The 13,108-nt window shown below is 43.1% G+C and carries 15 protein-coding genes and 1 pseudogene; 5 read left to right on the top strand and 11 right to left on the bottom strand.

Going from position 1 to position 13,108, the window contains the following annotated elements:
- Positions 1-53 precede the first annotated feature (53 nt).
- The 6 genes from EIP93_RS08495 to EIP93_RS08470 all read right to left on the bottom strand — a co-directional run bounded on the left by EIP93_RS08495 (position 54) and on the right by EIP93_RS08470 (position 2,768).
- Positions 54-404 (bottom strand): hypothetical protein, encoded by a 351-nt coding sequence (locus EIP93_RS08495; protein ID WP_039535820.1) that lies wholly within the window; start codon positions 402-404, stop codon positions 54-56.
- Between the two features lie 39 nt (positions 405-443).
- The gene (locus tag EIP93_RS08490) at positions 444-680 is read right to left on the bottom strand and encodes a hypothetical protein (protein ID WP_125233324.1); all 237 of its coding nucleotides are present in this window, start codon (positions 678-680) and stop codon (positions 444-446) included.
- A gap of 79 nt (positions 681-759) precedes the next feature.
- Positions 760-1,056, bottom strand: coding sequence for a hypothetical protein (locus EIP93_RS08485; RefSeq protein ID WP_125232562.1), 297 nt, complete (start codon positions 1,054-1,056; stop codon positions 760-762).
- Positions 1,057-1,135: 79 nt separating this feature from the next.
- Complete coding sequence (locus tag EIP93_RS08480) at positions 1,136-1,450, bottom strand: hypothetical protein (protein ID WP_125232561.1); 315 nt, start codon at positions 1,448-1,450, stop codon at positions 1,136-1,138.
- Between the two features lie 32 nt (positions 1,451-1,482).
- Positions 1,483-1,701, bottom strand: a complete 219-nt coding sequence (locus EIP93_RS08475) for a helix-turn-helix transcriptional regulator (protein ID WP_125232560.1) — start codon at positions 1,699-1,701, stop codon at positions 1,483-1,485.
- Between the two features lie 191 nt (positions 1,702-1,892).
- Positions 1,893-2,768 carry a DUF6387 family protein gene (locus EIP93_RS08470; RefSeq protein WP_125232559.1) on the bottom strand — a complete coding sequence of 292 codons (876 nt, stop codon included), beginning with the start codon at positions 2,766-2,768 and terminating at the stop codon, positions 1,893-1,895.
- A 538-nt stretch (positions 2,769-3,306) separates the two neighbouring features.
- Here EIP93_RS08470 and EIP93_RS08465 point away from each other — a divergent pair.
- Both EIP93_RS08465 and EIP93_RS08460 read left to right on the top strand, forming a co-directional pair.
- Positions 3,307-4,263: a hypothetical protein gene (locus EIP93_RS08465; protein WP_125232558.1), complete on the top strand. Its 957-nt coding sequence runs from the start codon at positions 3,307-3,309 to the stop codon at positions 4,261-4,263.
- Positions 4,264-5,181: 918 nt separating this feature from the next.
- Positions 5,182-5,711, top strand: a pseudogene (locus EIP93_RS08460) (tyrosine-type recombinase/integrase); the annotation flags it as partial.
- Here EIP93_RS08460 and tatA read toward each other — a convergent pair.
- From tatA to EIP93_RS08440, 4 genes are all read right to left on the bottom strand, one after another.
- A complete protein-coding gene (gene tatA / locus EIP93_RS08455; protein WP_039492644.1) occupies positions 5,674-5,916 on the bottom strand; it encodes a Sec-independent protein translocase subunit TatA in 243 nt (80 codons plus the stop codon). The pseudogene EIP93_RS08460 and the gene tatA overlap by 38 nt on opposite strands.
- Positions 5,917-6,064: 148 nt before the next feature.
- Positions 6,065-7,132, bottom strand: a complete 1,068-nt coding sequence (locus EIP93_RS08450; protein WP_040030785.1) for an alpha/beta hydrolase family protein — start codon at positions 7,130-7,132, stop codon at positions 6,065-6,067.
- A 63-nt stretch (positions 7,133-7,195) separates the two neighbouring features.
- Positions 7,196-7,573: a DUF1330 domain-containing protein gene (locus tag EIP93_RS08445; protein ID WP_039492648.1), complete on the bottom strand. Its 378-nt coding sequence runs from the start codon at positions 7,571-7,573 to the stop codon at positions 7,196-7,198.
- Positions 7,574-7,763: 190 nt separating this feature from the next.
- On the bottom strand, positions 7,764-8,657 hold the full coding sequence (locus tag EIP93_RS08440; protein WP_103941200.1) for a LysR family transcriptional regulator: 894 nt from the start codon (positions 8,655-8,657) through the stop codon (positions 7,764-7,766).
- Positions 8,658-9,142: 485 nt separating this feature from the next.
- Between EIP93_RS08440 and EIP93_RS08435 the strand changes: the two genes are divergently transcribed.
- Together EIP93_RS08435 and EIP93_RS08430 are read left to right on the top strand one after the other, a co-directional pair.
- Positions 9,143-9,835 carry a heavy metal response regulator transcription factor gene (locus EIP93_RS08435; protein WP_039492651.1) on the top strand — a complete coding sequence of 231 codons (693 nt, stop codon included), beginning with the start codon at positions 9,143-9,145 and terminating at the stop codon, positions 9,833-9,835.
- 10 nt (positions 9,836-9,845) lie between these two features.
- Positions 9,846-11,234, top strand: coding sequence for a heavy metal sensor histidine kinase (locus tag EIP93_RS08430; protein WP_164498025.1), 1,389 nt, complete (start codon positions 9,846-9,848; stop codon positions 11,232-11,234).
- Between the two features lie 92 nt (positions 11,235-11,326).
- Here the strand turns inward: EIP93_RS08430 and bhsA are convergent, their stop codons facing one another.
- Complete coding sequence (bhsA, locus tag EIP93_RS08425) at positions 11,327-11,581, bottom strand: multiple stress resistance protein BhsA (RefSeq protein WP_107333069.1); 255 nt, start codon at positions 11,579-11,581, stop codon at positions 11,327-11,329.
- A gap of 329 nt (positions 11,582-11,910) precedes the next feature.
- On the opposite strand from bhsA, the gene EIP93_RS08420 reads away from it, so the two are divergent.
- A complete protein-coding gene (locus tag EIP93_RS08420; protein WP_164498007.1) occupies positions 11,911-13,023 on the top strand; it encodes an alpha/beta hydrolase in 1,113 nt (370 codons plus the stop codon).
- The last annotated feature ends 85 nt before the right edge of the window (positions 13,024-13,108 follow it).

Genomic DNA, 13,108 nt, shown 5'->3' with positions numbered 1-13,108 from the left:
TTTATCATTCATGTTATTTCCCTCTTTCGAGGGAATATTCATAATATTGAAGATCAAACAACTGTCATTTTCAGCTTCCAATAAACAGGATCTCCATTTTCATCCTGATTTATATTTTTCGAAACAAGCTCAATGATGTGTTCTTGGTGCCAATACAAGATAGTGGCTTTTAAATCTCTTCTATTGATATCAGATACATCATTTTTGATAGAGTATTTCTTCATCTCACGAGTTATCAAAACATCATATGTGATGCTTGAAAGGAACCCATCATTCAAAATGTCGATTGCTGTTTCAGGATGTTTTTCATAAATGGCATATATTTCATCACAGTATCCTTGTAAGATGTTGGCAATAAGTTCGTTTTTTGTTTCCTCATTACTGTTCAATATAATCTCTTTCATCTTTAATCCTTTCATTATGTTAATAGTTAGTAAAAATAATTAGTTGTTATAAACGATATTGATGATGACGGAACCATATTCCAGATCTAACTCATCAACTAAATCGTTATTGATATGTCGATTTAAAGCACCAATCAAGTTCTTATCCCCTATCATTTCTTCTACTGAATACCCACTAAGGGCAACAAACACATCAAAGCTTTCTTGAATAGTATTTATTACTTTCGGGGTTCCTTCGCACAACATACTTACGACTACAGATATTTCATTTGTCATATAACTTTGTTCGTTGTTGTTTATCATTTATATTTCCCTCTTATATTTTGGTTAGCCCCTTGCGGGGCAAGATTAGTTCTTATTTACTAAAGCTGTCTGAATACTCTACTAACATGGCAGCGACCAGTTCAAAGTTAACTTGATTAATATTGCCGTTATTTCCTTCTTGGGCAGTGAATCTTTCAAAGTTGTTCTGAATATGGTCAATCACATGGATAATAAATGGACTCATAAAATCCGGGTCATCCAAATAATCATTGGCGTCACCATCACCATTAACTTCCATAAACATATTCCAGCTTGCGGCAAATGATCTACAAGCAAGCTCATAGAACAGTTCGGTTGATTTATTAATGTTTATTTTTTCTTTAGACATGTATATATCCTCATAGTTAAATGCTTATTTAATTCATTTTGTTTTTTATTAGCCCCTTTCGGGGCCAAATACTGTATTGTTAGCTCATACTAAAAAGTAATGCTTGAGTATGTACATATCTCATTTCAGACATGACTTTATCCATATCAACATAAATCAGTCTTTCTCTTTTCCCAGCTTCTTCCATATGTTCATCAAAGCGTTTTGCCAGATACTCTTTAACATGCGAAAGATATGATTCCGTTCTGTTGCTATCTAACATTATGGCTTCCAATACCTCATAATCTTCTTGTTCTTTATATATACGTATTCCTGTGATATAAAGATTCTTCGCCATAGCAGTAAAAATATTGGTAGATGACTCTTTGATTTTTTTCATTTCATTACTCTTCATTTTATTTCCTCTTGTTGTTATTAAAATATTTGTTATTCAGATACAGGGCGTGAATCAGAAATGATTTTCTCAATCCATGCATCAATCTCACTTTCAATAAAGGCAACTGCTCTTACACCCGTTTTCACCGGTGAAGGAAAACGTCCAGATTTAATAAGCGTATAAATCCACGTTTTCCCAAAACCTGTTCTTCTTTTTACTTCTGGTAAACGGATAAGGCGTTGTTTTTTGTTTGCTACGATTTGAACCATATTTATCTCCTATGTTATTTACGTAATATCTCTGATATTTCGTTTTTCTGTATGTTGTTTCGATGGAAATAATTGTATGGAGATCGCTTGTGAGAAACTAGGTTGGTTCACCAGCCCTGAACAGAGGGGAAGTTCAGGACCAGTGAATTTAGGGGATTTTTACGAGGGGTGAATGCCGGGGACGTTCAGGCTTAGCGACTTTCCCTTGTTTTCTTCTTAGGTTCAGGTTTGTCATTCATAGTGATGACTTCAATAATATTCGAACTTTTTACATGCATGTTTTTTATGAAAAAATCATTTAACGACTTGAAATAATTGTCATTGTTCAAGAAGTCATAGGCTAGAGGGTAATCAGTGTCTTTGATTTGCTCGCTGCCTCTGGCATAACGTATATCGGGGTGTAGAAGGCCAGCCAATACAGGATACGGGATCTTCTGATTGTTGAGTTGTTCCCATCCGATAAGATCCATCAACGGGATGATCTTGTAATCGAGTATCTTTTGGAATGTTTTATGACCAAAGCGGAAATCTTTTTCCGGGGGCTTAGGTGCTTTCAGGTGCTTCTGCCACTGACTGATAAGCACTTTTAGGTGTTCAGCCAGATCGTCACTACTGGCTTCATCTAAATCAATCTCAATCAGCATCTTGTTAGCAGGGTTTAACCCACCCTGTTTCAGGTATTCAGATATGTATGCCGAACTCACTGAAACATCATCTTTAGGCACGTTGTTTTCTAGACGATACATCGCCCTTCCATAGTTAAACAGCGAAGTTCTTGTCATTGGCCTGACAGCATAACTGTGTGCCAGCATATGGCTGTCAGAGATCCATTTATCCTCGTGTAAGACCTTACCAGAACGGATCAGGGCATCATGGTAGATCGCCAGCATTTGGTTCTCTTCGCCTGCTGTTTCCCATTGCTGTCTGGTTTTATAGGCAAAGATCCGTCTTTCCAACTCAGCATAAATTTGTTCTAGCGTTAAGTCTTTCAGCACATCGTAACGGCTTACATCAAACCACTTGCTTAATGCTTCGACGATCTCCGCTTTAGGCATCTTTTTTATCATTGTTTTCTCTATAAATGTTGGTTTTGAGCTGTGATAAAGCTATCTCATTCAACAGCATAGAGAAAGTGAAAAAAAGATGTCAGTCACCCAAGCCAAGGGCATTGAAACATTGAATGTGACTTGGTGTTCCTTCTGATCATTATTTAACCAATTCTCACAAATCACTCGATCCCCAATACCTTCAAGAAGTTTAGCCTTGGCCTAAGCTGTTATTCTGCTTAGCGCCAAGAGCAGACAGATATTGTTTAGTTTTTCATTTCATTTTCCAATGAACACTCGCAAAAACCACTGATTGAACACCCAGTAATTCGCCAAAAAGTGGATTAAAAACATCTTGTTTATAGAGCACCTAGATTTTGTCAGAAATGCTTTGACTAATTATAGAAAAATTTGTTGAAAAAGATGTAATTCGGATTTAGATTGGTATGTATAAAAATTAGTCTAGGAGAAAAAACTCCAATTTGCGTATATTTTATCTTCTATTAAATCGTTTGATTTCTAAAGACCCTTCAGCACCATGAACAAATGGAGTAACAAGTTGCCTACTTTTGGAAATATGATGATCCCACCCCCAAACGGATGGGAGGAATTTGAGAGTATCGTAAAAAGTGCCTTGGAATTGAGATGGCGAACTAGTAACCTGACAATGCATGGTCGGCAAGGACAAAAGCAAAATGGAGTAGATATATATGGAACAGATGACCTCGGACGTTTAGTTGGCATTCAATGCAAATTAACTACGAAATCGATAAGTGAATTGTTAATCAATGAGGAAATCTCTAATGCAGAGAGTTTTCAGCCAGCAATATCCACTTTATATATTGCTACAACATCCCCATCAGATGTAAATCTACAGAAGTATGTCCGTACCTTGTCTATTGCCAGAGTTCAGGAGGGGAAATTCTCTGTTGGTATACTATTCTGGAACGATATTATTCAAGAATTAACAAAAGATGTAAATGCTGTTAGACGCCATTATCCACAGATGTTTTCGGAGTTAGAGTATACCCAGCCTCCTATATTGGATTTAAGGCAAAGAGATATCGAAAATATAAAAGGACTCTTCGAATATATTGACGTGGAAAGTATTCCCTACGCGATAGAAATGGCTCCTAAATCACTTGATGCTAATTTTCTATGCGCGTCTGACACCTTTAATCCAATAAGAGCTAATCCTTCTTTTTACATTCACGATGAGGTGTTAGGTATAAAGCTCCACTCTTGGCTTGATAAATGGTATGAAATCATCTGCAAAGGTCTATTTACTTATGAGTATCAAGCGAATACAAAACAGCTAATATTCCCTATGCCAATGGATTTTTGTAGGAGTAAAGAAGAACATGATCTTTATGATCAATTGGAAGTCCTGTATCAAGAATATCGTTCTCTTCTTTATGATTTTACAAATTTTATCCATCAAAACTATCCAGAGATAAACCTCAAAGAAACGAGTCATAAGGCTAGACAATGGAATGCTCAATTTCGAGAACACTAAATTTCATAGCCCATACTATCGAACTGGCGTAAAACACAGCGGAAAACCACTCGCAATTCAAGCGTTAGGAATCAGAATGATGCGTGTCTGTCTGTCCACGAAATATTGCTCTGGCAGGTTTCATGCTGACAAAGATTATTAATAAATTAAATGGTTCACTGCCTGCAGCGCTTGATGAGAGTTTCTTACTCAAGGGCAAGGCCTAATGTCCACTTTTCGCTCAGGCTGTGTGAAAAACCTGACCTAAAACTGAAGTACGTGCGTATATGTAAAATCTGAAATTGATAGGCTGACTAGTAGAAGCAGAGCTGGATTTTACGTATGAGCGCAGTTTTCAGCCCTATTCTTGGTAATAGTTAGCGACCAAAAACGTTTTCTCACAGTCTGCGCTCAAAGCAGCCTGTCGAATAACATCTAGGTGTGTGTAGTGGCATAATGAATTCAACTTCAATCAGTTGAGCCCCAACCAAGGAATAATGTTAAAAATTGAGTTATCATTCAATAATGATCTGTTTCTCAAGCAGAAAAATCATAAAAACACTGACAATATGATGTTGATCATCAAACCTTTCCAATGCATCAATAGACAACATGTTATGACAACAACTAATTGTTTTTAATTGACATTTTATACAAGCAGATTAAATAATGTTGGTAGAAGTGTTGGTATAAAAAACACTAACATTATGAAAACCACGAGTAACAGGGGTTACAGATGAAATACGAGTCCAGTCAGAGGAGCCAAATTTAGAAAATCCCGCTTAAGGAAACTTAAGCGGGATTTTTGTTTTTATCATTTTATTCAATGCCTTCACGTGCAAAAGTATTTCCGGTACACATTTCGTCTGTATCCCGCATTGGGAGAATATGGTGGTCAGATTCGGGGTCACGTTGGTTCGATGACGGGGTGACCCCCAAATGTCTCTTAACGACTCAAAAATCCGCAACGTAAAACCATCCGCAAGACCTTTCAACGTTTCCGATTCTCACGGTCTGTACCTTCACGTTAAACCTACTGGTTCACGTCTCTGGTACTTCAGATACTATTTTTTTGGCAAAGAGACCCGCATAGCGTTGGGCGCTTATCCGTTAATCAGTCTGTCAGAAGCACGCCAGAAGCGTGATGAACTCCGTAAACTACTGGTGCAAAATATCAACCCGGCACAGCAACGTGCCGCTGAAAAAGCAGCTCGTTCTCCTGCTAAGAGTTTCAAGACCGTGGCATTGAGCTGGCATAAAAGCAACCGAGCATGGTCGAAGAACCATGAACCCGCCTGCTCGCCAGCATGAACAATCATATCTTCCTGATAATTGGACACCTGCCAGTCACAGAACTGAAAACTCGCCACGTCATCGATCTACTGAAAGGGGTTGAGAAAAAAGGTTTGCTGGAAGTGGCGGCACGCGTTTTCACTTATCTTTTTTCTGGGTTTCATCCGGCATATCATTAAAATGATGATCGCTCAGAGATGGGGTAATCTTGTTACTTTCTTCAACAGGCGTGGTTTTATCATTTTCCTCCCCCATCGCTTTTTTAAAACCTTTAATCGATGCGCCCAAATCAGCACCAAGGCTGCTCAATTTTTTCGTCCCAAAGAGCAAAATAATAATCGCCGCGATAATTAATAGCTGCGTGATACTAATGCCACCCATAAATACCTCATCAGTTAAATATTCTTTAATCGAGAAAACACAAGACTACATTCAACACAGGTCAGCGCGAACACCATAATTTATCTGATTACTAATATTTCTCACGTTCTTAATGATGATGCGCGGACCTTAAATCCGGCTGCTATATTCAGATATGGCTATTAAACCAATCCAACATGACTTCTGGATTTTTGCCAAAATAGTTATAGCCTTGAAAACGCTGATCGGTTCCTTCTATCCAATACAACTTTTTATCTTTAGCTGCGATAGTGTCGTAAATTTCCTGCACATTAGAGGGTTTGGTCAGAAAATCATTGCGAACCTGCGCAACCAGCGTTGGCACGGTGACAGCTTTAGCATATTCCATCGGCCAGACATCAGCCAGACGATATCCGGTTCTCCGGTGAAATGCGGTATCAAATTTCTCTACGCCATTAACGATGTTTTGTGCTTCAACCGCTTTCTCAACGAACACCCGAGGCGTCACAGGTTGCAACGCAAATAACGCTTTAACATGCGCAAACTCTTTCGGGTGCTTATGCATCCCCACGATGGTCGCGTTGGCTCCCAGGCAGCGACTGTAAAGCGCAGTTTTCATCTTTTTTGTCTCCGCGCGAGATTTCGCATAGCGCAGAGAACCAATCACATCCCGATATTCCAATACACCATGTCCATTGACTCCGCCGCTTCCCATCCCGCTACGTCCATGATTGCGGATGTCGTAAGCAATAATGTTATAACCGGCATCATGCAACACTTTATATTCCGGCAGGAAATTCACCTCGAAACCACCAAAATTGGTCCAGGGCTCCAAGTGCCCAGGGTAGCCATAGCGATTGCACGGCATTGGATGGTTACAGATGATCAGCTTGTCCGAGTCAGCGGGAATGAACCAGCCTTCTACCGTAACACCATCGATAGCGGGGAAAAATATTTCCTCGAACTCCATACCATACTCGTTTGGCCATCTCAAAATAGGCGTCCGAGTCGAGTGCGCCATTAAGTCAGCCAACCCGTTGATGAATGCATCGGATGCGGTATCAGCCGTGACGTTCGTTGCAGTTGTGGCTGTTGACGTACTCGCGGCCATCACCCCCGAAGACACGGCAGCGACAATAGGGAGAGTGGCAAGTGACAAACCTGCTTTTAAGATTTGTCGGCGACGTTGCAAAAGGGGATTTTCCTGCTCAGTGTTGGTACCGCTAGTATGGCGCATGTGAGTCTCCTCATTTCCTAATCTAAACGTGAGTTGCCGTTAACCCATGGAGGCAATTTTCCTCTATGGTTTCGGCGGCACGAACCCTTCGGTAAGGATCACAGAACCTTCCGTCGACGCGATGCGGAATTTCTTGGCTGCTGTATATTCAGGAGAATTGTAGAAGCGCTGTGCATCCGCAAGGCTTGGGAATTCTGCAATCGCCATGACTGATTTAGGATGACCTTCCACAGCGGTTGCATTCAAATTAAAGACGGTCACGGTGCCATGATATTTCGGCGCCAGCGATCCGGCAGCATCCATATACTTCTGGAAACCAGCCTGATCTTTAATATCGTAATTTGCGATCATATATCCGCGCGGTTGAGTCTCCTGTGCATGTCCCATAGCGGAAAGCACCAGACTCATTGCAGCTATAGCACCGATAAAACGTTTTTTCATTATCTAAACTCCCCAGTGTGGTTATTGATGCGACGAAAATAGATCGTCTGTAGTCGTAAATTAAGGGGAGAATAACCGGAAAAAATCGGCTCGATTAGAGGCAATAATTTGCATGCCCTTAGAAAGGAATTTTATGAATAGGCTACAGCACGCAGATTTATAACATAACCAGCTGAGAGCCCATGTCCTGCTAGCCTTTGTAGCGGAGTGTATCAATCAGAAGGGCGAAGGCTGGTGTATGTTGTTTTCTGCTGGGGTAGTAAAGGTGGTAACCCGATACAGGCGGACACCAGTCTTCCAATACCCGGATTAAACGCCCAGCAGTAATGTGCTGAATAACATGACTTTCGAAAGTGTAAACCAGGCCCAATCCACTGAGCGCAGCATCCTCCAACATTTCATTGTCGTTGATAATCAACGGCCCATTAACACGCACTTCCAGCGCATCGCCCTCTTTTTCAAATTCCCAAGCATAAATCCCCCCACCTGAACTCTGCCTGTAGCTGACGCAGCGGTGTTCACTCAACTCACGCGGTGTGTTGGGGACTTTTCGCGCCGCAAAGTAGGAGGCAGAGCCAACAACGGCCATACGAATATCGGGACTGATTCTGACTGCAATCATGTCTTTCTGCACCTGCTCTCCCAGGCGAATACCGGCGTCAAACCGACCAGCAACGATATCGGTCAGTCCTTCGTTAACACTGATCTCGACGATGATATCAGGGTAATCGTGTAAAAATGGAGTGAGGGCTGGCAGGAGTACTGTTCTGGCGGCATGTCGAAACGTGGTGATGCGGATCGTCCCAGCGGGCTTACCCTGCCGGGAGCTGAGCGCTGCAATTTCATGGTTGATATGCTCAAATGCTGGTTTTAACGCATGGAGCAAGCGTTCTCCGGCATCAGTTAGTGATAAGCTGCGGGTAGTTCGTGACAGCAAGCGAGTCTCAAGACGCTGCTCAAGCATGCGTACCGTATAGCTCAGTGCAGACTGTGACAGCCCAAGCTTTGCCGCTGCCCGCGTAAAACTGCCCTCTTCAGCCACAGCAATAAAGACGGCAAAATCACTAAAATCACCTTTTTTCATTCAGATATCCTATCCCGGTAAGCCGACATGTGATTTTCACTGAAACAGAATTTTTAGGTATATCAACCTTTGTATAGTTTATCGCAAATTGCGCCATACTCTCATCGGTATTTAAAATAAAAAGGTTAATCAAAAAGGAAATAAAATAAAGCGTATCGCTGACTTCTCGCTTCTCTTTTTTATTACCATCATGCTTTATTACATTATGTTGAAATAGGCAAAAATTAAATCAAATTTGGCAATCCAGTTCATTTTCATCCCCGCCATACTGCTACATCATCAGCCACTCAATATGATTGCGCTTAAGCAAGTCGCCATATTCCTGAAATCGGGAATCAATCCCCCATAGCTCTATGTACATTAGGTGCAGTTTATCCTGGCTGTCAGAAATGTCAGGAGACAGTCAGGCTGGCGTTGGATAGAGGCATTTATACTGTGGAAAAACGCAGATAGGTGCAAAAAATAACATGATAGAGACAGGTAACATGCGATTACTGCTGGTCGAGGATGAAGAGAAAACCTCATCTTATATCTACCGGGCGCTAAGTGAGCTCGGTTATACGGTCGATGTGGCTGCCGACGGGATAGATGGTTTGCATCTTGCGGTTCAGTACGACTATGACGCCGTAATTTTGGACGTGATGCTACCGGGTAAAGATGGTTACGCGGTGCTGGAGGGCTTACGCCTCCATAAACAAACGCCAGTGCTGATGCTATCAGCCCGTGGTTCAGTCGATGAACGCGTGAAAGGGTTACGACACGGTGCTGACGATTATTTGTCAAAACCTTTTTCTTTGATTGAGCTGGTCGCCCGTATTCAGGCACTGCTACGTCGCCGACTCAGTGACGGCGTTGATGTCACACAGCTACATATCGATGATATGCATCTCGATCTTCTGGCAAGACGCGTAACCCGTGCGGGGCAACGTCTGGACCTGACTGCCAAAGAGTTCGCGCTGCTGAGCCTACTGGCACGACATCAGGGCGAAATACTGTCGAAAATGATGATTGCCGAACAGGTCTGGGATATGAATTTCGATAGCGACGCTAACGTAGTAGAAGTTGCTGTTAAACGGCTGCGAGCGAAAGTCGACGCCCCTTATACGGTAAAATTACTCCATACGGTCCGGGGGATGGGATACGTACTGGAAAACCGCCCAGCCCCTCGTCCTGAATAATAAGTTGACCGTGATGAAACCCTCGATATCCATCCGTCTGGCGCTGATGTTCGCCTTGGCCGCTATGACCATCGTTTCCGGTTATGCACTCTTGTTACACCACTCTTTGCATGAGTCACTGCGTAATCAAATGCACAAAGAATTGCAGTTTCGCCATTCGCTCATTGCCCCCTATTTAACTTCGCTAACCACGCCAAAAGACTGGCAGATGATTCAGGCAAAATTCGACAACCTCATTCAGGTCGAAGGGGGAAAAGCACAATATTGGATCCTCAGCGAAGACGTGCGCTATCGCATAGGGTCCCCCCTCCCCGGCGGAGTCAATTGGGCACAGTTGAAAAGTGGTTTCACCAAAATGCCCGATAATGAAAATGCCCGTTCATTTTACCTGCTAATTACCGATATCCCCGCACGAGGTGAACGCCCAGCTCTGCGTTCCGCAGTGGCGATTGATTCCACACCTTATCTGGGCACCCTAAACGAATTTACCCGAGTATTGATTATTATTACGGTATTAGGCGTATTATTAGTCGCGGTGCTAGGTTTCGTTATTGCGCGAATTGGCATGCGCCCGGTTAACAATCTCAGTCGACAGGCCCATACCCTTGCTCCCGGAGATCACAGCCGGCGTCTGGATACCGTTGATCTCCCTATTGAGCTGCAAAAACTTGCGACCTCGTTCAATGGAGTCCTCGCACGTCAGGAAGTTGCCTGGAAACAACTAGAAAGTTTCAATGCCGATGTCGCCCACGAGTTACGCACACCGCTCACTAACCTCATCGGCCAAACCCAGCTCGGGTTATCGCGGGAGCGTAACATCCACGAATGGGAAGATTTACTCCAATCGAATCTCGAAGAACTTGAGCGAATGACCTCGATTGTCAATGACATGCTATTCCTTTCTCATGCACAGGCTGGCCAGTTTGCAACGCAATTAACCAAGGTATCGCTACGTGAGGAAACATTAAAAACAGCAGAATACGTGGAGCCCTCGTTTGCTGAAAAAACACTGACTCTCCGTATTGAAGGTGACATCCTCGCTCAGGTAGACCGTCGACTCTTTCACCGTTCTCTCGCCAATTTATTGGAAAACAGCGCGCGGCACGCTCCGGAAAATAGCGAAGTGACGGTAACGCTCGAAAAGGTAGGCGAACTGGCCCATATCGCCGTCACTAACGTGGGAGATCCCATTACGGATACACATCTGGCACGTCTGTTTGAACGTTTTTATCGTGTAGATGCCTCACGTACTCGTAGCGATATGCACCATGGGCTGGGCCTATCGATCGTCCGGGCTGTCGCGTTAATGCATCATGGGGATGTATTTGCTAAAAGCAGAGACGGCATCAATACGTTTGGCTTTTCTCTGGCTATCGCGCCACACGAAAAAAATCAGTGAAATATATTACACATTAAAAAAACAATAATTAAAATGGCGATAGTAAATATTATCGCCATTTTCAAAAACATATTTAATTAACTATATAAGAATTATCGATAAATAACCGCAACACCGTTCAGGCTATCATTTCCTTGGGCAGAAATAATTCGGTAGGCACTAGCGCCGGCTTTATCTGCTTTCTCGGAAATTTTATTTTCCAGACTATCCAGCGAAGAAGCACCGCGCACAGAAACAACACCCACTTTCGTTAACCCCTCACCAGAACTCACGCTCTTGGCAGCAAAAACGCTGGTTGACACGGTACAAATAGCACATGCAGCAAGAATATATTTAATATATTTCATAACAACCATCTTAGTTAAATAATTTATTCAGGATGACTCAATTAACGCCACCATAATAAGCAAATGAACCTGACATTAGCATGACCCGTTGATAACATTTTTGTCAGAAAAAACCATTCGATATAAATGTATAAAAATGTCCTCATCAGAGTTTATTCTGACAATGGTGTCAGCAAAATGTCAGCATCGTGACCCTATCAATGAAATACCATTCATTTACGGAAACGTATTCGTCACTCATCTATCGAATACCGTTACCAAAATAACAATACTTTCAAATTAACAACACAATCAAACTAATAAGTGTTGTAACAATGGTGGAGTTAACGATGAACGATAAAATATTCAACGAGCAAAGACGTAAGTTCCTCAGTACCTCGGCTGTGGTCGTTTCTGGCGTTGCCATGGGGGGTAGCATGCTGGTGCCTTCCTTCGCCTCAGCAAAAGCCGCAACTTCTTTGCCACGCGCAACAACAACAGTACCCACAGTGATTGGGTACGCTAACGAAAAAGGCCTGCTCATTGAGCGCGTCACATACCCCAACAGAAATACACAGACGAGCATCGTTGCTAACCTGTTCAAGCCAGCAGGCTTCGATCAGAATAAGAAATATGCCGCTATTGTTGTCACACACCCCATCGGCGGCGTCAAAGAACAAACGGCAGGACTTTACGCTCAGAAATTGGCCGAACAGGGCTTTATTACCCTGGCGTATGATGCCTCTTATCAGGGAGAAAGTGGCGGTGAGCCACATTTGATGGAGCTACCGAGCGCTCGCGTGGACGATATCAGTTGCTCCATCGATTTTCTCAGCACCCTTTCTTATGTCGATGCCAACCGAATCGGTTCACTCGGTATCTGTGGCGGCGGAGGATATGTATTGAGCGCGGCCCAAACAGAGCAACGAATCAAGGCCGTTGCTACCGTCAGCGCCGCTGAAATTGGGGATTTACGGCGGAATGGTCTTTCGAATTCCCGCACCTACGAACAACGCATGCAGCTCCTGAAGGATGCCGCAGAGCAAAGGACTCGTGAGGCGCGAGGAGAGGCAATTAGGCTCACCCCAACCGTGCCAGAATCGACCAAAGACTTCACTGAAAATACGCCCGTTATGTATCGGGAAGGCTATGAATACTACCGTACAGCACGAGGACAACACCCTAATGCCCCCGCTCGTGCCGTATTTTCCAGTATTCCGTCCCAGATGGTATTCTATGGGTTTGAACAATTAGAGACGATCTCACCGCGCCCCGCGTTGATGATCGCCGGTGCGAAAGCCGATAGCTTGTATTTTAGCGAGCTTGCCTATCAGAAAACGCAGGAGCCCAAGGAGCTCTTCCTTGTTCCTGGTGCAAGCCATATCGACATGTATGACAAACCCCAATACGTTACGCCCGCTGTCACAAAATTAACGGCATTTTACCAACAATATCTGGCGTAAATTGAAACCTTGCCACACCAGGGAAAACCACCCACTGCCTACACGGCAGTGGGTACCGCAAATGAGTATCAACATAAATTCCAGA

Source organism: Pectobacterium versatile, assembly GCF_003932035.1.
Taxonomy (GTDB): Bacteria; Pseudomonadota; Gammaproteobacteria; order Enterobacterales; family Enterobacteriaceae; genus Pectobacterium; species Pectobacterium versatile.
This window is presented reverse-complemented; position numbering and strand designations above follow the sequence as displayed.

Excerpts from the sequence above, each read along its gene's own strand:
- EIP93_RS08495 (WP_039535820.1), bottom strand. The coding sequence starts at position 404 with ATGAAAGAGATTATATTGAACAGTAATGAGGAAACAAAAAACGAACTT.
- EIP93_RS08490 (WP_125233324.1), bottom strand. The coding sequence starts at position 680 with ATGACAAATGAAATATCTGTAGTCGTAAGTATGTTGTGCGAAGGAACC.
- EIP93_RS08485 (WP_125232562.1), bottom strand. The coding sequence starts at position 1,056 with ATGTCTAAAGAAAAAATAAACATTAATAAATCAACCGAACTGTTCTAT.
- EIP93_RS08480 (WP_125232561.1), bottom strand. The coding sequence starts at position 1,450 with ATGAAGAGTAATGAAATGAAAAAAATCAAAGAGTCATCTACCAATATT.
- EIP93_RS08475 (WP_125232560.1), bottom strand. The coding sequence starts at position 1,701 with ATGGTTCAAATCGTAGCAAACAAAAAACAACGCCTTATCCGTTTACCA.
- EIP93_RS08470 (WP_125232559.1), bottom strand. The coding sequence starts at position 2,768 with ATGATAAAAAAGATGCCTAAAGCGGAGATCGTCGAAGCATTAAGCAAG.
- tatA (WP_039492644.1), bottom strand. The coding sequence starts at position 5,916 with ATGGGTGGCATTAGTATCACGCAGCTATTAATTATCGCGGCGATTATT.
- EIP93_RS08450 (WP_040030785.1), bottom strand. The coding sequence starts at position 7,132 with ATGCGCCATACTAGCGGTACCAACACTGAGCAGGAAAATCCCCTTTTG.
- EIP93_RS08445 (WP_039492648.1), bottom strand. The coding sequence starts at position 7,573 with ATGAAAAAACGTTTTATCGGTGCTATAGCTGCAATGAGTCTGGTGCTT.
- EIP93_RS08440 (WP_103941200.1), bottom strand. The coding sequence starts at position 8,657 with ATGAAAAAAGGTGATTTTAGTGATTTTGCCGTCTTTATTGCTGTGGCT.
- EIP93_RS08435 (WP_039492651.1), top strand. The coding sequence starts at position 9,143 with ATGCGATTACTGCTGGTCGAGGATGAAGAGAAAACCTCATCTTATATC.
- bhsA (WP_107333069.1), bottom strand. The coding sequence starts at position 11,581 with ATGAAATATATTAAATATATTCTTGCTGCATGTGCTATTTGTACCGTG.
- EIP93_RS08420 (WP_164498007.1), top strand. The coding sequence starts at position 11,911 with ATGAACGATAAAATATTCAACGAGCAAAGACGTAAGTTCCTCAGTACC.